Origin of the sequence: Polyangium mundeleinium, assembly GCF_028369105.1 — a bacterium.
Lineage (GTDB): Bacteria > Myxococcota_A > Polyangia > Polyangiales > Polyangiaceae > Polyangium > Polyangium mundeleinium.
Genome location: NZ_JAQNDO010000001.1, coordinates 4,770,788 through 4,790,897 on the forward strand (window position 1 = coordinate 4,770,788; position 20,110 = coordinate 4,790,897).

The 20,110-nt window shown below is 69.8% G+C and carries 13 protein-coding genes; 7 read left to right on the top strand and 6 right to left on the bottom strand.

Going from position 1 to position 20,110, the window contains the following annotated elements:
• Nucleotides 1–10: 10 nt before the first annotated feature.
• Nucleotides 11–439, top strand: coding sequence for a nuclear transport factor 2 family protein (locus POL67_RS19000; protein WP_271918986.1), 429 nt, complete (start codon nt 11–13; stop codon nt 437–439).
• Nucleotides 440–442: 3 nt separating this feature from the next.
• On the opposite strand, the gene hisH is transcribed toward POL67_RS19000, so the two are convergent.
• Both hisH and hisB read right to left on the bottom strand, forming a co-directional pair.
• Entirely contained in the window at nt 443–1,087 is a 645-nt protein-coding gene (hisH, locus tag POL67_RS19005) for an imidazole glycerol phosphate synthase subunit HisH (RefSeq protein ID WP_271918988.1), read from the bottom strand.
• A gap of 2 nt (nt 1,088–1,089) precedes the next feature.
• Nucleotides 1,090–1,677, bottom strand: coding sequence for an imidazoleglycerol-phosphate dehydratase HisB (gene hisB, locus POL67_RS19010; RefSeq protein ID WP_271918990.1), 588 nt, complete (start codon nt 1,675–1,677; stop codon nt 1,090–1,092).
• A gap of 70 nt (nt 1,678–1,747) precedes the next feature.
• On the opposite strand from hisB, the gene POL67_RS19015 reads away from it, so the two are divergent.
• From POL67_RS19015 to POL67_RS19030, 4 genes are all read left to right on the top strand, one after another.
• On the top strand, nt 1,748–2,515 hold the full coding sequence (locus POL67_RS19015) for a hypothetical protein (RefSeq protein ID WP_271918992.1): 768 nt from the start codon (nt 1,748–1,750) through the stop codon (nt 2,513–2,515).
• A 66-nt stretch (nt 2,516–2,581) separates the two neighbouring features.
• Nucleotides 2,582–4,978, top strand: coding sequence for an endopeptidase La (gene lon / locus POL67_RS19020; protein WP_271918995.1), 2,397 nt, complete (start codon nt 2,582–2,584; stop codon nt 4,976–4,978).
• Between the two features lie 2 nt (nt 4,979–4,980).
• Nucleotides 4,981–7,305: a tetratricopeptide repeat protein gene (locus POL67_RS19025; protein WP_271918997.1), complete on the top strand. Its 2,325-nt coding sequence runs from the start codon at nt 4,981–4,983 to the stop codon at nt 7,303–7,305.
• Between the two features lie 11 nt (nt 7,306–7,316).
• Nucleotides 7,317–9,761, top strand: coding sequence for an ATP-binding protein (locus POL67_RS19030; protein WP_271918999.1), 2,445 nt, complete (start codon nt 7,317–7,319; stop codon nt 9,759–9,761).
• Nucleotides 9,762–9,807: 46 nt separating this feature from the next.
• On the opposite strand, the gene POL67_RS19035 is transcribed toward POL67_RS19030, so the two are convergent.
• Nucleotides 9,808–11,079, bottom strand: a complete 1,272-nt coding sequence (locus POL67_RS19035) for a tetratricopeptide repeat protein (RefSeq protein ID WP_271919001.1) — start codon at nt 11,077–11,079, stop codon at nt 9,808–9,810.
• 182 nt (nt 11,080–11,261) lie between these two features.
• Between POL67_RS19035 and POL67_RS19040 the strand changes: the two genes are divergently transcribed.
• The gene (locus tag POL67_RS19040; RefSeq protein WP_271919004.1) at nt 11,262–15,248 is read left to right on the top strand and encodes a serine/threonine-protein kinase; all 3,987 of its coding nucleotides are present in this window, start codon (nt 11,262–11,264) and stop codon (nt 15,246–15,248) included.
• A 188-nt stretch (nt 15,249–15,436) separates the two neighbouring features.
• Nucleotides 15,437–16,141 (top strand): STAS domain-containing protein, encoded by a 705-nt coding sequence (locus POL67_RS19045; protein WP_271919006.1) that lies wholly within the window; start codon nt 15,437–15,439, stop codon nt 16,139–16,141.
• A 6-nt stretch (nt 16,142–16,147) separates the two neighbouring features.
• Here POL67_RS19045 and POL67_RS19050 read toward each other — a convergent pair whose 3' ends face one another.
• Genes POL67_RS19050 through hisS form a run of 3 tightly spaced genes read right to left on the bottom strand, consistent with a single transcriptional unit; the run spans nt 16,148 to nt 20,011 of the window.
• Nucleotides 16,148–16,966 carry an SGNH/GDSL hydrolase family protein gene (locus POL67_RS19050; RefSeq protein WP_271919008.1) on the bottom strand — a complete coding sequence of 273 codons (819 nt, stop codon included), beginning with the start codon at nt 16,964–16,966 and terminating at the stop codon, nt 16,148–16,150.
• 52 nt (nt 16,967–17,018) lie between these two features.
• On the bottom strand, nt 17,019–18,725 hold the full coding sequence (locus POL67_RS19055) for a hypothetical protein (protein WP_271919010.1): 1,707 nt from the start codon (nt 18,723–18,725) through the stop codon (nt 17,019–17,021).
• Nucleotides 18,722–20,011, bottom strand: a complete 1,290-nt coding sequence (gene hisS / locus POL67_RS19060) for a histidine--tRNA ligase (protein ID WP_271919011.1) — start codon at nt 20,009–20,011, stop codon at nt 18,722–18,724. Before hisS ends, POL67_RS19055 begins: the two co-directional genes overlap by 4 nt.
• Nucleotides 20,012–20,110 lie beyond the last annotated feature (99 nt).

Consider the following 20,110-nt stretch of genomic DNA (forward strand, 5'->3'; position numbering starts at 1 on the left):
ATCGGGCAGCATGCCCACGCTGCCCGAGCGCATCCTCACGCTCTTCGCCACCTACCACATCCGCCGCGAGAAGGTCCTCGCGGACCTCGACGCGATCTACGCGCCCGACGTCCGCTTCGTCGATCCTTTCAATGACGTCACGGGCAAGGACCGCTTCCTCCGCATCAACGAGAACCTCTTCAAGCGCCTCCGGGAAATGCGCTTCGACGACCTCGCGCTCGTCGGCGAGGAGCCTCATTTCATGCTCGCGTGGACCGCGACGATCGAAGGCCCGATGGGCCTCACCATCACGGCCCCGGGCGTGAGCGAGTTCCGCTCGGAGAGCGGCGTCGTCGTCTACCACCGCGATCACTGGGACGTGCTCTCGTCCATGGCCGCGAGTGTCCCCGGCGTCCGGAAGCTCTATCCGCGCCTCACCGCCATGTTCTTCGAGCGGTAATCGTTACGCCGCGACGAACGCCCCGAGGAGCACGAGCCCCGCGCCCTGGCTCTTTTCGGGGTGGAATTGCACGGCCGTCACGTTGTCCCGCGCGACCGCCGCCGTGACCACGTTCGGCCCGTGCGTCACCGTCGCCACCACGATCGACGGATCCTCCGGCACCGCGTGATAGCTGTGCACGAAGTACACGTGGGGCGCCTCCGATCCCCACGCGCCGAGCGCGCCCTCGGGCGCCCGCTTCATCTCCAGCCGATTCCAGCCGATGTGCGGGATCTTCACCACGTCCGCGCCCGCCCCTGGATTGAGCCTCCGCACGGCGCCCTGAAACACACCGAGCCCCGTGGCCCCCGGCGCCTCCTCGCTCGACGCGAACAGCGCTTGCAGCCCCAAGCAAATGCCGAGATAGGGTTTGCCGCGGCGCACGGCCTCCCGCAACGCCTCGCCGAGCTCGCCCGCGAGCGCCGCTGCGCAATCGCGGAACGCGCCTTGCCCGGGCACCACGATCTTGTCCGCGCCGAGCACGTCTTCGGCTCGCCCGCTGCGAACGACCTCGCTCGCCACGCCGCGATCCTCGGCCGCGCGCGTGATTGCCCGCTCCACGCTGCGCAGGTTCCCCATCCCGAGATCCACGACGACGACCCGCGCCATGGCTAGAGGCTTCCCTTCGTCGACGGCACGCCCGCCACGCGTGGATCGATCCGCGTCGCCCGCATCAGCGCCTTCGCGAATGCCTTGAAGCTGATCTCGATGATGTGGTGCAGGTTCTCGCCCTCGTGCATTCTGAGGTGCAAGTTGCACTGCGCCGATCGGGCGAAGGCCTCGAAAAACACCGGCACGAGCTCCACGTCGAACGTCCCGACCTTCGCCTTCGGGAGCGGTACGCGGAACACGAAATACGGTCGACCCGAGAGATCGAGCGCGCACGTCACGAGCGCCTCGTCCATCGGCAACGTCGCCTCGCCGTAACGCGTGATCCCCGCCTTGTCCCCGAGCGCCTGCGCGACGGCCGAGCCGAGCACGATCCCGAGATCCTCGGTCGTGTGGTGCCCGTCGATCTCCACGTCGCCCTGGGCCTCCACGGTCAGGTCGAAGAGCCCGTGCCGGGCGATCTGATCGAGCATGTGCGAGAGGAACGGCAGCGGCGTCGTGATGCGGCTTTTTCCGGTCCCGTCCAGATCGACCTCGACGGCGATGCGGGTCTCGTGGGTCACGCGTTCGACCCGGCTAGCACGCGGCATGGCGGCCATCGTAGCCCCCGGGCGCGCCCCAGGCGAAGCTCCTGCGCCCAGGATGTGTTATGCCCGCCTCGTGAAGCTCCCCGCCTGGCTCGTCGCCCTCGCGCTCCTCGGCACTGCCTGCAGCTCGAGCACCCTCGTCCAGCAAGGGCCCAGCGACACGCTCCGCGCCTATGCCCGCGCCCTCGAAGAAGGCCGCGTCGACGAGGCCTATCGCCTGCTCTCCGACGACGCCAAGCGCTCGATGTCGCTCGAAGCGTTTCGCCGCGCCGTGAAGGAGAGCCCGGACGAGGTCATCGAGATCGCCCGCGCCGTCTCGCGCCCCTCGAGTGATCCGCTCGTCACGGCCACCGTGAGCTTGCCGAACGGCGACGAGCTGCTCCTCGTCTACGAAGACGGCAAATGGCGCATCGACGCCGCCGCGATCGACCTCTACAGCCAGGCCACGCCGCGCCAGGCGCTCGCGGGCTTCTTGCGGGCCTTCGAGCGCAAGCGCTACGACGTCGTCCTTCGCTACGTCCCCGACGCCGAAAAAGAAGGCATCGCCCTCGGCGAAGAGCCAGCGCCCGCCGCGACGCCCGAGGCCGCCCCGCCGGCCGGAAAAAAAGACGACGCCGCAGCCGCAAAGACGACCGGCACGGAGCTCACGGCGGAAAAACTTCGCGCGGCCTGGGAAGGCCCGCAGAAGGAACAGATCAACCGGATTGTCCAGGCCATCCGCACCGCGCTGCCGACGGCCGTCATCGAGGAGACCGGCGACAGCGCGTCGATGTCCTACGGCGCCGGCGGTACGGTCGCCCTCGTTCGCGAGCACGGGCTCTGGAAAATTCGCGACTTCTGACGCGACCCGCGCCGGGCCTGCGCGTTACGAGCGGGTCCGCAAAAAATGTACTAGGGTGTCGCGCGTATGGCCTCGAACGGCGCGCCCCCCTCTCGACCACCCTCTTCCTCGGGAGAGGATAGCGTCCCGATCCTCCCGCTGCGGAATTCCGTATTGTTTCCCATGTCGGTGGTCCCGATCAACGTCGGGCGTCCCCGCAGTGTCCGGCTCGTCGAGGACCTCCTCGGCCGCGAGCGGGCCCTCGTCGGCGTGATCAGCCAGCGTTCACCCGAGATCGACGAGCCGACCTTCAAGGAGCTCTACACGGTCGGCACCATCGCGCGGGTCGTGAAGGTGATCCGCCTCGGACCGAGCAACTACTCCGTCGTCCTGAACGGGCTCGGCCGCTTCCGCGTGAAGAACATCGTCACGCTCGAGCCGTACATGCGCGCGAAGATCGAGCGCATCCCCGAGTCGCTCGTCCGCGACGTCGAGCTCGACGCGCTCGGCACGGGCCTGCGCGAAGCGACGCGCGAGGTCCTGCAGCTCATGCCGAACCTGCCGCGCGACACGGCGGGCATCCTCGACAACGTGCGCGAGCCCGGCGCGCTCGCCGATCTCATCGCCTCGAACTTCCCGCAGGCGCAGGCGTCCGTCGCCGACAAGCAGGAGATCCTCGAGGCCTTCGACGTGAAGGCCCGCGTGCGGCTCGTGCTCGCGATGGTGGGTCGCCAGCTCGAAGTGCTGCGCGTGAAGAAGGAGATCTCCTCCATGGTCCAGGAGGAGATGGGCAAGAGCCAGCGCGAGTACATCCTGCGCCAGCAGATGAAGAGCATCCGCGAGGAGCTCGGCGAGGCGGGCGAGGACGACGAGATCGAGGAGCTGCGCGAGCGTGTGCGCCGCGCGAAGGTCCCGCCCGAGGTCGAGAAGGTCGTGAAGAAGCAGCTCGGCCGCATGCGCTCGATGGCGCAGCAGTCGGCCGAGTACAACGTCACGCGGACGTACGTCGAGTGGATCGCGGACCTGCCGTGGTCGAAGACGACGGTCGATCGCATCAGCGTGCAGGAGGTGCGCCGTTGCCTCGACGAGGACCACATGGGCCTCGAAAAGGTGAAGAAGCGCATCGTCGAGTACGCCGCGATCCGGCAGCTCCGGGCCGACAAGAAGGGCCCGATCCTGCTCTTCATCGGGCCGCCCGGCGTCGGCAAGACCTCGCTCGGCCGCTCGATCGCCCGCGCGATGGGCCGCCAGTACGAGCGCATCGCGCTCGGCGGCGTACGCGACGAGGCCGAGGTCCGCGGCCATCGCCGTACGTACGTCGGCGCCTTGCCGGGTCGCATCCTGCAAGCGCTGAAGAAGGCCGGCACGAAGAACCCGGTGCTCGTCCTCGACGAGGTCGACAAGATGGGCGTCGATCTGCGCGGCGATCCGGCGGCGGCGCTCCTCGAGGTGCTGGATCCCGAGCAGAACTCGACGTTCCAGGATCACTACCTCGACATGCCGTTCGACCTGTCGCAGGTGATGTTCCTGGCCACGGCGAACAACCGCGAAACGATCCCGCCTGCGCTCTTCGACCGCATGGAGGTCATCGAGGTCCCGGGCTACACGCGCACGGACAAACTCGGCATCGCGCGCGAGTTCCTCGTGCCGAAGCAGCTCTCGGCGCACGGCCTCACGGACGAGCGGCTGGAGTTCACCGAGCCCGGCATCGCCACGCTCGTCGACCACTACACGCGCGAGGCCGGCGTGCGCGGGCTCGAGCGCGAGATCGCGGCGGTTTGTCGGGCCACGGCGGTCAAGCTCGCCGAAGGCAACGCGGTGCTGGAGGTCGTCTCGCCCGAGCACGTCGAGAAGGTCCTCGGCCCGCACAAGCATCGCCCCGAGATCGCCGAGCGCAACCTCGAACCGGGCGTGGCGACGGGCCTCGCGTGGACGCCCACGGGCGGCGAGATCCTCTTCATCGAGGCCACCAAGATGCCCGGCAAGGGCAACGTCGTGTTGACCGGCAACATGAAGAACGTGATGCAGGAGTCGGCCACGACGGCCGTCTCCTTCGTCCGCAGCAAGGCCGGCGAGCTGCACCTCGATCCCGAGTGGCTGAAGAACATCGACCTGCACGTGCACATCCCGAAGCACGGCACGCCCAAGGACGGGCCGAGCGCGGGCGTGACGATGTTCACCGCGGTCTGCTCGCTCCTGCTCGGCTGCCCGGTGCGCTCGGACATCGCGATGACGGGCGAGATCTCGCTGCGCGGCCGCATCATGAGCGTGGGCGGCGTGAAGGAGAAGCTGCTCGCCGCGCACCGCGCCGGCATCAAGCACGTCATCATCCCCGCGAAGAACCGCAAGGATCTCGAAGACGTGCCGCAGGACATCCTCGACGAGGTCAAGGTGACGCTCGTCAACGCGATGGATGAGATCCTCCCGCTCGTGCTCGAACCCCCGCGACAAACGTCCGTGAGCACGCCGCCGCCCCTGGCGTGAGCGTGAACCTCCAACGACTGGCGAGCGCGCGGCCGTCCTCGATCGGCATCGGGGCGGTCGTGCTGCTCGTGGGCGCGATCGGGTTTCTGCCGCTCTTCGATGGGCCCGGCTACGAGAGCGCGCTCGCCGCGGGACTCGTCGTGCCGAGCGCCGCGGCGATCACGACGGCGCTGGAGACGAGCAAGGCACGCCCGGCGCCGTTCGACGCGTTCGCCTCGGGCCTCGCGCGGGGCGCGCTGTTCGTGGGCGTCGCGTGGCTCGTCACGATCGTCCATGGCCTGCGTGCGGGGTTCTGTGATCCGCTCTCCGGCTCGGTCCTGTTTGCCCTCGGCCCCGGGGTCGGCGCGCTGCTCGCGGGCGCCTGGGGCGCGACGGCGGGCGAGATCGCGGGGCGCGTGAAGCGGCGGCGGCTCTGCGCGGTGCTGCTTGCGCTCGCGGCGCCGCTCGCGTCCGTGGGGGTCTCGCTCGTCCGTTTCTACACGAGCCCGATGGTCTTCGCGTACGACCCGTTCGTCGGCTACTTCAGCGGCAGCCTCTACGACACGGTCATCGACGCCTCGGGGCTCTACGCGTACCGAGCGGGTTCGGCCGCGACGCTCCTCGCGGGCGCCGTGCTCGCGTCGCACCTCGCGCGCACGGACGAAGGCAAGCTCGCGCGCCGCTCGATCAACCAGCCGAGTGCGATCGTGCTCGGCGTGTTCGCGGCTGCGGCGAGCCTCGGGATGACGTTCTTTGGTCATCGCCTCGGGCACTGGCACACGCCCATGAGCATCGCCGAGACGCTTGGCGGCAGGGTCGAGAGCGAGCGTTGCGACGTCGTCTACCCGCGCGGCATGCCCCGCGAGGACGCGCTTCGTTTCGCGCGGGACTGCTCTGCGCACGTCGTCGCGCAGGAGGCGTGGCTGGAGACGAAAGGGCCCGCCAAGATCACGGCGTACTTGTTCGCCGATCCCGCGCAAAAAGGCGCGCTCATGGGCGCGGCCGACACCTACATCGCCAAGCCCTGGCGGAACGAAGTCTACGTCCAGCAGAACGGCTATCCGCACCCCGTGCTCGGCCACGAGATCGCGCACGTGATGGCCGGATCGTTCGGCCGCGGGCCCTTCCGCATCGCCGGCAGCCTCGGCGGCCTCTTGCCGAACCCCGGCCTCATCGAGGGCATCGCCGTCGCGACCTCGCCACACGAGGGCGCGCTCTCGGCCCGTGAGTGGGCCAAGGCCATGAAGGACCTCGGCAAGCTCCCCAAGCTCTCGCGCCTCTTCGCGCTCGGGTTTCTCGGGGAAAACTCCAGCGTCGCCTACACGGCGAGCGGCGCGTTCGTGGGGTTCGTCAAGGAACGGTACGGCGCGGCGGCGGTGCGCGCGTGGTACGGCGGCGGACCGCTGCCGGAGATCACGGGCGCGAGCTGGGACGAGCTCGAGCGGTCGTTTCACGAGGACCTCGATCGCGTGGTGCTGCCCGAGGCGGCCGTGGCCCAGGCGCGCGCGCGTTTCGAGCGGCCCGGGATCTTCGGCCGGCGGTGCCCGCACGTGGTCGACGCCTGCCGCAAGCGCGCCGAGGAGCAGAAGGCCCGCGGCGACGATGAGGGCGTGATCGAGGCGCTCCGCGAAGCCCTCGCGCTCGATCCGGGCGAGAGCGGCGCGCGCGTCTCCATCGCCCGCGCCCTCGTTCGTCTCGGCAAGCCCGATGCGGGCAAGGCCGAGCTCCAGGCGATCGCCGACGAGGCGCGTTTCTCCCGTCACGTCCGCGACCGCGCCCTGGAGGAGCTCGGCGACATCGCGCTCGCGGAGGGCGATCACGAGCGCGCGATGGTGCATTATCGCGAGGTCATGTCCCGTACCGTCGAAGAGGACCCGCTCCGCACCCTCGACGTGAAGCTCGAAGCCACACAGAACCCGCGCGGCAAGGACGCGATCGTCGCCCTGCTCGTGGGTACGACGGGCCACGGGCCCGACAAGGTGCGCGCTGCGGAGGAGCTCGGCGCGTGGGCCGCGAGCGCGACGGACGACGGCCTGCCCGACTACCTGCTCGCGCGCAGCTACGTGGGCAGCGGCGATTTCGCCGAGGCCGCCCGGCGGCTGGATCGCGCGCTCGGACGCCGCCTCGTGATCGGTCGGGTCGCGGCCGAGGCCGAGCGCCTGCGCCTGGTCACGGCCTGCGCGCTCGACGATCGTCCGACCGCCGAGCGGATGACGCTCGCCTACGTCGCGCGGAAAGACGTGCCACGTGCGCGACGCGAAGCCGCGGCGAGCTTGTATGCTCGTTGCACGGGCGCACCCGCGCCGGCCGTCCCCGAGGCCACGAAAGCCGGGGGCGCGCTTCCATGAGGGAGGGATTGGTGCCCGATTCGGACAAGCTCGTCGTCCTCAACGCCGTGCTCCGCGTGGCGGCTCGTCACCCGAGCCTGCTCGCGTCGGCCGCGTTCGAGGACCTCTCGCGCACGCTCGCGGCGCACCTCTCGTTCGCCTCCATCGCCGTGCTCCTGCCGGACGACGAGGGACACCAGCGCTTCTACACCGACACCGCCGATCCGAACCTGCCCGGCAACGTCCGCTTCGGCGCCCGCATCCCCTTCGATCCGAGCTTCTACCAGCGCGTCTACGTCGAGGTTCGGCCGTACATCTGCGACGACACGCGCCTCGGCAACGAGATCGAGCGTTCGGTCGGCGAGGCTGGCTACCGGTCCTACGTGGCCGCGCCCGTGCGCTCGCCGGATGGGAAGCGCGCGCTCGCCACGTTCACCATGACGTTCGCGGAGCCGGGCGCCGCGAGCCGGGCGCCGGTCGACATGATCGAGGAGATCGGGGACATCTTCGGCGCGAGCATCGAACGTTCGCTTCGGTCCGCGCGGGAGCGCAGGCTCGCGATGATCCTCGACACCTCGGGGGACGCGATGCTCGCGTGGGACCGGAGCGGCCGCGTCACCGACGCGAACCGCGCCGCGCTCGCGCTCACGGGCCACGCGCGCGAGGCGCTCATCGGCCGGAGCATCGGCTCGCTCCTCGATCCCGAGCCCGATCCGGCCGTGGGGTTGCCGCAGCCAGACGCGCGCCTCGTCCTCGTCGCGCGTACGCCCGAAGGCGAGGCGCGCCGGCTGCCCGTGGCCGTGACGATCACGGCCGTGGAGGACGATCCGCTCGTCGCATGCCACGCGCTCCTGCGTGATCTCTCGGCGTGGGAGGCGAGCGAAGGCGAGGTGGTCGCGCACCTCGCGCGCATTCGTGAGCTCGAAGAGCAGCACCGCACGCTGCTCGACAACGCTCCGCTCGTGATCTTCCGGCTCGATCCGAGGACGCTCGAGCTCGTGTACCTGAACCACTGCGCCGAGCGGCTGCTCGGCGTCCCGCTCGACGAGGCGCTCGCCACGCCGGGGTTTTTGTGCGGCGTGCACGTCGATCAGGAAGGCGCCGCCGCCTACGACGAGGCCGTTCTCCGGGCCCGCGCGGGCATGCGCTCCTCGCCGTACGAGGCCCGCCTCGCGCGCCGCGGCGCGCACGCCATCACCGCGCGCGGCACGATCTACCCGCTCGTCGGCAAGGGTGGCGAGGTCGTCGCGATCGAGGGCCTCTTCATGGACGTGAGCGTCGAGCACGCCGCGCGCACGCGCCTCATCCAGGCCGATCGCCTCTCCACGCTCGGCACGCTCGCCGCCGGCGTCGCGCACGAGATCAACAACCCCGCCGCGTTCATCCTGCTCGGCATCGACATGATGGCCCGCATGCTCGACGGCCCCGGCGTCGAGCTCGGCGCGACCGTCTCCGAGCAGGTGCACCACATGCTCGGCGAGCTGCGTGACTCGACGCGTCGCATCGTCGACATCGTCCGCGACCTCCGCATGTTCGCGCGCGCGCCGGCCGGCACCCGCCGCATCGCGGTCGACGTGAACCGCACCGTGGAGAGCGCGCTCTCGCTCACGCGGGGCCAGATCATCGAGCGCGCGCGGATCGTCCGCGACCTCGGCGACGTGCCGTCCGTCATCATCGACGAGGGCCGGCTCGGGCAGGTGCTCGTGAACCTGCTCGTCAACGCGGCCCAGGCGATCCCGCGCAACGCGCCCGGCGAGCCCGCCGTCACGGTCACGACGCGCAGCGAGGATCCACGCACGGTGGAGATCGAGGTGCGCGACACGGGCGTCGGGATCTCGCCGGAGATCCTCGATCGGATATGGGATCCCTTCTTCACCACGAAGGAGCCCGGCGCGGGCACGGGTCTCGGCCTCTCGATCAGCCGCGAGATCATCGAGCGCAGCGGCGGCCGCATCTACGTCGAGAGTCCCGTCGAGACCGAAGAGCCGCCGCGCGGCGCGCGCTTCGTGATCGTCTTGCCCGCCGCAGGCCGGGGCGACTCGTCGATCCCGCCGATGCCCTCGACGCCGCCGCGCTCGATCAAGAGCGGCGTGCGTGTGCTCGTGGTCGAGGACGAGGCGCCGCTCGCGCGTGCCCTCGCCGAGGAGATCGGCCGGGTGCACGAGGTCTCCGTGGCGGGCGGGGCGCAGGGCGCGATGGAAGCCCTCTCGGCGCAGCGGTTCGACGTGATCCTCTGCGATCTCCGGATGCCGGGGATGAGCGGCGAGGCGTTTTACGAGAAGGTCGCCGCGGTCAAACCCGACGTCGCGAAGCGATTCGTGTTCATGACGGGCGTCGGCTTCGGCGCCGACGTGGAGCGGTTCCTCGCGGAATCGGGGCGGCCGGTGCTCGAAAAGCCGTTCTCCGCGGAGGATGTGCTCGCGGTGATCCAGAAGGTCGTCACGAGGCACGGGCGGGCGCTCTCGCCGGCGCGGTAAACCGAAGCTCGGTTGTCGGACCGTTACATTTCCAGGAAAAACACGCCTACCCCTGGACCGGCGCTCCCTGAAGCTCGTCGAGCAGTGCCGCATCCCCCAGCGCCGCCCCGCGCTCCGCGTCCGCTCTCGCCTCCTCCGCGCGCCCCATCCGCAAAAGCGCCCGCCCTCGCCAGACGAACGCCGTCGCATATTCGGGATCCAGCGCCATCGAGCGCTCCGCGTCCGCGAGGCACGCCTCGTCGTTCCCCTGATCGAAAAACGCCTCGGCCCGATTCGACAGCACCCGTGCTGCTTCCGGCGCGAGCTCCAGCGAGGCCGTGTAATCGGCGATCGCCCCCTCTACATCGCCCCCGAGGTGCCGCGCGATCCCGCGGGTATCGAACGCGTCCGCGTCCGGCTCCAGGTAAATCGTCCATGACGCGTCCGTGATCGCGCGATCGAGCTCCCCCGCTTCGAGCCACGCCGTCGCGCTCGCGCGATACGCCGCCGCGATCGCCGCCGCGTCCCGCACGCCCCACGTCCACGACCGCGCCTGCCGCGCGTCCGCGAGCGCGTCCGCGATCCGCTCCTCTTCGAGCGCCTGCAGCGCCGAATCCGCGTGCACGTTCACCTGCTCGATCCGCGTCTCCTCCGGCGCCGCGAGCACCGTCGATTCGAGCCGGTTCATGAATCGCCGGGCCTCGCCTTCCTCGTCGAACTCGTAAAACACCGGTTCGTCCTCGACCGTGAACGTCGGCATGTCGTGCGCGACCGCGAACGCCAGCGCCGCGAGGCCGAAGCCGTGCGTCTCCGACAAGGCATCCCGGAGCTGCCCGAGCCGCGTCTCCTCATCGAAGAGCCGATCCAAGAGCCCTTCCGTCTCCTCGGCCTGCAAAAATTCGAGCGAGAGCGATGTCCCCTCGGGCAGGGCCGCCTGGATCGTCGCGAGCAGCGCGCCCCACTCGTCTTTGCGCAACTCCCACACGAAGGGGAGGGACCAGCGCACGCGCGCGCCTTCCTGCCCGCTGCTTCGCAGGGCGCGGATTCGTTCGTCCGCTTGCCTGACGCGGGCGAGCAGGTGCCCGAGGACGAGGTCGAGATCCGCGGTGGAGGGCAGGCTGACGAGGTCCTCGCCGTACGGCAAAAAGAGCTCGGGCGCGGATTCGCCGAGTTCTGCGAGGAACGCGTCTTCGTCGTGGATCGGCTCGCCCTCCGCGTCGACGAGCTCGAAGCGCGGCGCGCAGAACATCCGCCCGACCCCGAGGACGTGCTCGAGGAGCGGGAACGTCGCGAAGCTCCGGTACTCGAAATCCGCGTCACCGATGAGGAAATGGCCCATTTGACGTGTGCATCATGCGCCGCCGGAAGGTGCACGAGCAAGGGGGGGCCGCGCGCTGTCGTAGGGCTTTTGTCTTGGTGTCGGCCCTGACCACGAATCGCCCAGGTCGTTTCAAGGGCCGCGCGGAGGGCCGCGAAATGACTTGGATGATCGCGCATCCGCCCGGATAGAATTCCGGGGCGATGTTGAAGCCAGGAATGCGGGTCGCCGCGCGCTTCGAGCTCGACGATCACACGATCGCGGGCGGGATGGCCACGATCTACCGCGCGCGTGATCTGGAGACGGGCGCCGTGGTCGCGGTCAAGGTCCTCGGCGGACGCAACGTACGCGAGATGGAGCGCTTCTCGGCCGAAGCCGTCTTGCTCGCCGAGCTCCGGCACCCCGGCATCGTCCGGTACGTCTCTCACGGCTCGCTGCCCGCAGGCGAGCTCTTCCTCGTCATGGAGTGGCTCGAAGGCGAGGACCTCTCCGATCGCCTCGCGCGCAGCCGCTTGCCGCTCGACGAGGCGATCCGGCTCGCGCGGCGCGTGGCGGACGCGCTCGGCGCAGCCCACGCACGCGGCATCGTTCATCGCGACGTGAAGCCGAGCAACGTGTTCCTGCCGCGCGGCGACGTGGACGAGGCGAAGCTGCTCGACTTCGGCATCGCGCGGCTCGGGTACGGCCGGACGCTCGCGACACGCACGGGCACGTTGCTCGGGACGCCCGGGTACATGGCCCCCGAGCAGGCGCAAGGGCGCAAGGACGTCGACGCGCGCGCGGACGTGTTTTCCCTCGGCGCGATGCTCTTCGAGTGCCTGACGGGGCGGCCCGCGTTTGCGTCGGAGCAGCTCATGGCCACGCTCTCGCGCATCCTGTTCGAGGAGCCGCCGCGCGTGCGCACGATCCGCAGCGAGACGCCGGCCGCGCTCGATCTCCTGGTCACGTCGATGCTCTGCAAGGATCCCGCGGGCAGGCCGCGCGACGGATCGATGATCGTGGCCGCGCTCGACGCGCTCGGGCCGCTGCCCGGAGGGCCATCGAGCAGCGAGCTCGTGCACTCGTCCGTGGTGAGCAGGCCGGCGATCACCGTGCGTGAGCAGCAGCTCCTCTGCGTGGTGCTCGCGACGAGCACGTTTTCGAAGACGATCGCGGACGGCGACTCCCCCGAGACGGACGTGACGCTCACGCCGGGGATGATGGCCGAGGCCATCCTCCGCCGCAGCCTGCCGAGCCTGGGCGGCGACGCGGTGAGCGGCACCGCGGGCACGCTCGACGATCTGAACGGCGCCGCGGCGGCGTACGGCGGCAAGCTCGAGCAGCTCGTCGACGGCTCGCTGCTCGCGGTGTTCACGGGCGCCGCGGCCGCGATCGATCTCGCGGCGAGGGCCGCGCGGGCGGCGATCTCGCTCCGCGAGCTCTTGCCGGGCGTGCCGATCGCGGTGGCGACGGGGCGTGGCCTCGTGGCCCAGCAGCTCCCGGTCGGCGAGGCCGCGGAGTCGGCTGCGCGTACGCTCTCGGCGGCGCGCCGCGAGGGCGTGCACATGGAGGGGCGCGTGTTCGTCGACGAGGTGACAGCGGGCCTGCTCGACGCGCGCTTCGACGTGCGGGAAGAGGGGCACACGCGGGTGCTCGAAGCCGTGCGGGATCGGGCCGACGCGGCGCGCACGTTGCTCGGCAAGCCGAGCCCGTGCGTCGGGCGCGAGCGCGAGATCGGCACGCTCGTCGCGATCATGGAGGAGAGCATCGCGGAGCCGATCGCGCGCGTCTCGCTGGTGACGGGGCCCGCGGGTGTCGGCAAATCGCGCGTCGCGACGGAGGTGCTCCGCAGGCTCGACGCGGCGGGGCACGACCTCGAAGTGTGGGTCGCGCGCGGCGATCCGATGGCCGCGGGCTCCACGTTCAACATGCTCGCGCAGATCATCCGCGCCGCCGCGGGCATCGAGGTCGGCGCGCTCGCGTCCGTGCAGGAGGAAAAACTCCTCGCGCGTGTCTCGTCGTGCGTCGCGGCCGACGACGTCGTGCGCGTGACCGTCTTCCTCGGCGAGATCCTCGGCCTGCGTTTGCCGGCGGAGCGCAGTCACCTGCTCGCCGCGGCCCGCGCGGACGCGATGCTGATGGGTGATCAGATGCGCCGCGCGTTCGAGGACTGGCTCTTCGCCGAGTGCACGAAGAAGCCCGTGCTGCTCCTGCTCGACGATCTGCATTTCGGCGATCTGTCGACGGTGCGTCTCATCGACGCGGCGCTGCGCCACGCGCGGGAGAAGCCGCTCTGCGTGCTCGCGCTCGCGCGCACCGAGATCTCGCGCGTCTTCCCGCGCCTGTGGGAGGAGCGCGGCATGCAGGAGGTTCGCCTCGGCGAGCTCGGGCGGCGGGCGAGCGAGCAGCTCTGCAAGGTTTGGCTCGGGAACTCGGTCACGCCGGATCTCACAGCGCGCATCATCGAGCGCGCGGCGGGCAATCCGTTTTACCTCGAAGAGATCGTGCGCGCGGTTGCCTCGGGCCGCGGCGACGCGCTGCCGGGCACGGTGCTCGCGATGGTGCAAGCGCGCCTCGAAGAGCTCGAGGCCGTCGAGCGTCGCATGCTCCGCGCCGCGAGCGTGTTCGGCGACGTCTTCTGGCCCGCGGGCGTGGCCGCGCTCGTCGGCGGCGAGAAAAAAGAGGCGACCGTGCGTGATGCGCTCGGCACGCTCGTCGAGCGCGAGCTCGTCGTGCGCCGCACTTCGCGCAGGTTCCTCGATCAGGAGGATCACGCGTTCCGCAACGCGCTCGTGCGCGAGGCGGCGTACGCGACGCTGACGGACGCCGATCGCATGCTCGGCCATCGTCTCGCGGCCGCGTGGCTCGAATCGGTGGGCGAGACCGAGGCGATGGTGCTCGCGCAGCACCACGAGCGCGGCGGGGATCTGATCCGCGCGGCCTCGTGGTACGGGCGCGCGGCGGAGACGGCGCTCGAAGGCAGCGACTTCGAGGCCGTGATCGAGCGGAGCGAGCGAGCGATCACCTGCGGCGCGCAGGGCGAAGAGCTCGGTCGCCTCCGGCTGCGCCAGGCCGAGGCGTACCGCTGGCAAGGCAAGTTCGCCGAGGCCGAAGAGCGCGGCCTCGAAGCGATCCAGATCCTGCCCGCGGGCAGCGATCCGTGGCTCTTTGCGGTCGGCGAGATGGCGAGCGTGTTCGGCAAGCTCGGCAGCGTCGAGCGCGTCGAGGTCCTCGGCGACGCGCTGCTCACGGTCGCGTGCATGCAGGAGGCGCCCGCGAGCGACGGGCACATCGCCGCGCTCTCGCGCACGTCGACGGCGGCGCTCTTGCTCGGAAAAAACGAGCTCGCGGAGTCGCTGTTCAAGGAGCTCGAGCGGCTCGGGGGCGCGTCGGAGAAGCCGCTGGCCGTCGGCTGGCGCGAGCGGGCGCGTGCGTTCCGCGCGCCGTTCGTGGGCGAGACGGGCGCGTCGGCGCGGTACTTCGCGCTCTCGGCCGAGGGCTTCGAGAAGGCCGGCGACGTGCGCAACGCGTGCCTCCAGCGCGCGAACTACGGCGCGTCGTGTCTCGAAGTCGGCGACTGGATCGGCGCGGAGAAGGCGCTCGTGCCGGCGATCGTGGACGCCGAGCGCATGGGCGCGAAGCACATCGTTTCGTCGGCGCAGCGCGACCTCGGGTACGCGCTCGCGCGGATGGGCCGGCTCGACGAGGCCAAGACGCTCGAAGAGCAGGCCGTCGCGGAGTTCTCGGCGCACGGCGATCGTCGGCTCGAAGGCGTGGGGCGCGACGAGCTCGCGACGATCCACCTGATGCGGGGCGACCTCGCGGAGGCGGAGGCCGAGGCGCGGCGCGCGGTGGATCGGCTCGTGGTGGCGCCGCCGTACCTCTGCCACGGACACGCGACGCTCGCGCGGGTGCTGCTCGCGGTGGGCAACGTGGACGAGGCGCTCGTGAACGCGCGCGCGTCGCGCAAGCTCCTCACGGAGGTGGGCGCGCTCGAAGAGGGCGAGGGGCTCGTGCGGCTGATTCTCGCGCGCGCGCTCCACGCGGCGGGCGAGGTCGAGGAGGCGCGCGCCGTCCTCGCGGAGGCGCTGCAAGAGATCGATCGGCGCACGACGACGGTCACGGATCCGGACGCGCGACAAACGTTCGCCGCGATCCCCGAGCACGTGGAGACACGCGAGATCGCGCGGACCTGGGGGATCACGGGCTGAGCGCGCGGGGGGCATCGTGAGCGACGCGGGATTCCTCCTTCCAAGCATCGAGCGAGCCGACTGGAAGACGTTCCTGCTCCTGCAGCTCGTCCTCGACACGATCCCCGATCCCATCTTCGTCAAGGACCTCGACCCGCCTGATCGCTTGCAACCAGGGGTTTTGCCGTCTGGTCGGCCAGCCCTACGAGGTGGTGATCGGCGCGAGTGATCCCGACTTCATGCCGAAGGAGCAGGCCGAGGTCTTCTGGCACTTCGACGACGTCGTGTTCCGCAGCGGTCAGTCGAACGAGAACGAGGAGCTGGCCACGAGTTCGGACGGCGTGACGCGCACCATCTGGACGCGCAAGTTCCCGCTGCGGAACGTCGGCGGTGAGGTGGTGGGTCTTTGCGGCATCGTCACCGACATCACGACGATGAAGGAGCGCCTGCAGCGGGCCGAGCGGCTCGAAGCGGAGAACCGCGAGCAACGCGCGATCATCGAGGCGCAGACCTCGATGCTCGATCGGATGAGCATGCCGGTGCTCCAGGTCGGGCCGGGCGTGCTTCTTCTGCCGCTCGTCGGCGAGATCAGCGATCGGCGGGCCGAACGCGCGTTGCAGACGTTGCTCGGCGCGATTCACGCGCGCGGCGCCGAGATCGTGATCCTCGACGTGACGGGTGTCCCGACGTTCGATACGGCCGTCGCGGGGCACCTCGTGCGCGCGGTGCAAGCGGCCGATCTGCTCGGCTGCCAGAGCGTGCTCGTGGGCATCGGCCCGGAGATCGCGCGGACGCTCGTGGAGCTCCAGGTGGATTTCGGGCGCGTCACGACACGGTCCACCCTGGAGGACGGGATCGGGTTTGCGATGAAGCGACGCGTCCGGCGAAGAGGGCCACAGGCCGGACGCGCGTGAATCGCGTCAGGGGCTCGGCGTCAAGAAGGGAGGCTGCCGCGTGCTTGCCTCGTTTTTGGCCATCGGCGCGGGCGTGGGGCGCGAGGCGCGGAGAATCTTCTCGACCTCGCCGGTGACGCCGTCCGCCCATTTCGTGGCAGCCGCGATGCCGGCCGGGAAAAAACCGTAATGCCAGCCATCGCCGCCGTCGGGGTAGGCCGAGAGCTTCCGGCTGTCGACGAGGTGGCAGGCCGGCGTGGCTTTCGGGTCGTCCCCGGCAGCCTTGATGCCGGCGTGTAGCATCGCGTAGACCTTGTCCCCGAAGGCGGGCGACCATTTCCGCATCGAGGGCGGGCCGATCCAGATGCAGACCGTATTCGGCCGCGACCGGATACGCCGGACGGTTTGCTCGACGTTCCCGACCTGCAGCGAGGGTTCCCCGGGCATGTTGCTGCCGAGCCCGACGAGGACGACCTGCTTTTCGTACGTACCGGGCGGCGCGAGCAATTCGTCGATCGCCGGCGCGCGCAGCTTGCGCTCCGGCAGCCGGACCCGCGCCTGGATCGGCGATTTGTCGCAGCTATGGTAATGGTAGCCCCTCCGCGATACCTTCGCCGTGAGGAGCCATTCCGTGGACGCGCCTCCGAGCGTGTAGCTCTCGAGCTCGGCGTCTTTTTGCGCGAGCAGCCAGGCGTCGAGCCGGTCGCCGAACGCTGTGAGGCCGTGTGAATCGTAGACTGTGACGAATCGGACTCGCCCGCACGGCGCCGCCTGCGCTTCCGCTCGGGTCACGAGGAGCGAAGCGAGCGCGATCCCCAGGGAAGCGACACGGCGGAAAGCAGGCACGCGCCTACGGTACCACGCCATTCGCCGCGCGGAAAGGCTCCGCGCGGCCGGGTCATTTGCTGAGCGTGATCGGGATGTAGGCGAGGCGCATCTTGGACATCGTCCCGTCGCGTGTATACCCCGCCAAACCGTAGAGGACGTTCCACCAGTGGCCGGTGGGCGATTGGCCGTACGAGAACAACGGGAAGAAGTGGAACTCCCATTCGGATCCGTTCGCGACCTTCTTTTCGCGATAGAACGTGTTCAGGGCGAGCTGCGAGACGCCGTCCTGGTCGGCGAAGCGGAAGAAGCCCGGGAGCACGACCGTCGCGCGCGACGTCGGCGAGGCGAAATCCCACACGAAGGGCGCGAGCACGAGGTGCGACGATTGATGCGTGCGCCCCATGTGGAAGATGGGGAAGAGGTTCGCCGCCCAGCCCGTGGTGTCGGTGCGATACCGGAAGAGCGGCGTGATCCACGTCTCGTCGCTGAGGCCGTATCGCTGGAACCGGCCATAGAAGGGGAAGACCGCGAGCTCCTTGCCGCGCGGCGATTCGCCTTTGTAGAAGAATGGCAAGAAGAGCTTCCGGTCGAGCCCGATGTCCGGATCACGGTAATGCCAGTAGAGCGGCGTGATCATCTGGAGCTCGGTGCGGCCCTGGTAATGGGCATAGCCCCAGGTCGCGAACGTCTTCTCGCCCTTCTCGCCTCGCTCCCAATAAAAGAGCGGCGTCGCGAGCCGCGAGGCGTTGCCCTCGTAGCCATAATGAAAGAGCGGGAAGACCGTGAGGTTTTCCTTGTTCTTGCCCCAGGTGTGCCAATAGAACGGCACGACGTGGCGGCTGTCGCTCTCTTTGTCGTGGCGGCGGATGTACGGGCCCCAGACGTTGAGATAGGTCTCGCCGATCTCGTTGTAACGATAATAATGAAGGAGCGGCGGGATGACCTCGTATTCGGTCGTCTCGTTCCGGCCGTAGAAATAAAGCGGAGCGACGCCGAGGTCGATTTCGTCGGCGGTGCGCGAATCGCACGCAGGGCCGCCCTTCCATTTGCAGAACATCGGGCCGACGATGTCGAGGCCGTCGTGATCCGTGTGCTGCGTGAACGTCAGCAGCGGCGGGATGTGCAAATAACTCTTCGACCCCGTCTTCCCCTCGAAGAAGAGCGGGGGAAGGAGGTTCATGTGGCTCGCTGGCTGCTTCGCCGTCGCCTCGCGCTCCTGGTGCACGTACGGGCCGACGACCGTCGTGCGAGTCTCGCCGTCACGGAGCCGCCAGAACAGCGGGAAAAGGACGTCGGCGTCGGCCTTGGGGCTGCGGCGGTTGTAATAGAAGAGTCCGAAGAGGCTCGAACGATCCTTCTCTTGCGGCTTCTTCCACTCGGCCCACAGAGGAAAGAGCGTGCGAAATTCGTATTTCGGGCTCTTCTCCGAATACCACAGGCCATAAAAGCGGCGCTCGGATGGCTCGAGGGGCGGCGTCGCCTCCGGATCGGCGCTCGATCCGAGGCGCTTCGCCACGGCCGGCGGGACCGCCAGCGGATCCTGCGGCAGCGAGGGCTCCTGCGTCTGGAGTTGCCCTGCCTCGTCAGCGCCGGACGCGGCGTGCGTCTGCGGCTGGTCCGGAGGTGGCTGCTTCGGGCGCCCCTGCGATGGCGGAGGACCTCCCCCAGGCCCGCCCGGACCCATGCCGCCCTGCGCGTGCGAGACCAGAGGGACCGCGACGAGCGCCGCGATCACGAGAGAGGCCAGCGAGGCGCCGCGCCTTCGAAGGACGCTCACCGCGCCTCGCCCGGCGGAGGAGACGCCTCGGCCCGCGCCCGCGCCGCGAGGACGTCCGCCGCGTCCGCGAGCGGCACCTCGTCCTGCTTGTGACCCGCGAGGTCCTTGACCGACGCGACGCCCCGTTCGAGCTCGCCATCGCCGAGGATCACGCAGAGCTTCGCGCCGAGCGCGTCGGCGCGGCGGAGCATCGCCTTGAGGCGGCCGCCGCGGCCGTCGACCTCGACACGCACGCCGCGCGCACGGAGGTCACGGCCAAGCACGAGCGCGCGGCTCGTGCACGTGTCGGAGAGCGGCGCGATGTAGATCGCGGGGCGCTCGCGCGGAGCCTCGGCGGGCATCAACGTGAGCAGCCGCTCGATGCCCATCGCGAAGCCGATCGCGGGCACGCTCGGGCCGCCGAGGCCCTCGATCATGTTGTCGTACCTGCCCCCGCCGACGACCGTGCTCTGCGCGCCGAGATCCCCGCTGGTCGTGACGAACTCGAAGAGCGTGCGCGTGTAGTAGTCGAGCCCGCGCACGAGCGTGGGATCCACGATGTACCGCACGTCGAGCGCGTCGAGGTGACGGCGCACGCCCGCGAAGTGCGCAGCGTCGGCCTCGTCGAGCAATTCGAGGATCGAGGGCGCGCCCTTCGAGGCCTCGCGGTCGCGCGGATCCTTCGAGTCGAGGATGCGCAGCGGATTCTTCTCCAACCTGCGTTGCGAGTCCTCGGAGAGCTTGTCCTTCATCGGCGTGAAGTGCGCGACGAGCGCGTCGCGATACCGCGCGCGTGTGCCCGACGCGCCGAGCGAGTTCAGCCGCACCTCGATGTTGCCGATGCCGAGCCCTCGGTTGAGGAGCGAGAGGATCATCTCGATCATCTCGGCGTCGGCGAGGGGACCTGCGTCGCCGTAGAGCTCGCATCCCGCCTGGTAAAACTGCCGGTAGCGACCCTTCGCCGGCCGTTCGCCGCGGAACATCGGGCCGAGGTAGGACCAGCGCGAGACGGGCTCCTTCGTGTGGACTTTGTGCTCGACGTACGCACGCGCCGCGCCGGCCGTGCCTTCGGGGCGCACGGTGAGCTCGTCGCCGTGCCGCGCGAACGAGTACATCTCTTTCTCCACGACGTCGGTCGTCTCGCCGATCTGCCGCGAGAAAAGCGCGGTGTGTTCGAGGATCGGCGTGCGCACCTCGTCGTAGCCGTACCGAGCGACGTGCTCGCGGAACGCCTGCTCGAGGCGCTGCCAGCGCGCCGCCTCGTCCGGCAGGATGTCGTTCATCCCCTTGACCGCGCGAAGTTCCATGTCCGCCGCGGCTTATGGTCGGAGAGCCGATGAGGGTCAAGCACTGCCGACCTCTTGACGTACGACGGGGTCTGTCCTCCCTTGTCCCGGGTATGGCAG

Excerpts from the sequence above, each read along its gene's own strand:
- POL67_RS19000 (WP_271918986.1), top strand. The coding sequence starts at position 11 with ATGCCCACGCTGCCCGAGCGCATCCTCACGCTCTTCGCCACCTACCAC.
- hisH (WP_271918988.1), bottom strand. The coding sequence starts at position 1,087 with ATGGCGCGGGTCGTCGTCGTGGATCTCGGGATGGGGAACCTGCGCAGC.
- hisB (WP_271918990.1), bottom strand. The coding sequence starts at position 1,677 with ATGCCGCGTGCTAGCCGGGTCGAACGCGTGACCCACGAGACCCGCATC.
- lon (WP_271918995.1), top strand. The coding sequence starts at position 2,582 with ATGGCCTCGAACGGCGCGCCCCCCTCTCGACCACCCTCTTCCTCGGGA.
- POL67_RS19035 (WP_271919001.1), bottom strand. The coding sequence starts at position 11,079 with ATGGGCCATTTCCTCATCGGTGACGCGGATTTCGAGTACCGGAGCTTC.
- POL67_RS19040 (WP_271919004.1), top strand. The coding sequence starts at position 11,262 with ATGTTGAAGCCAGGAATGCGGGTCGCCGCGCGCTTCGAGCTCGACGAT.
- hisS (WP_271919011.1), bottom strand. The coding sequence starts at position 20,011 with ATGGAACTTCGCGCGGTCAAGGGGATGAACGACATCCTGCCGGACGAG.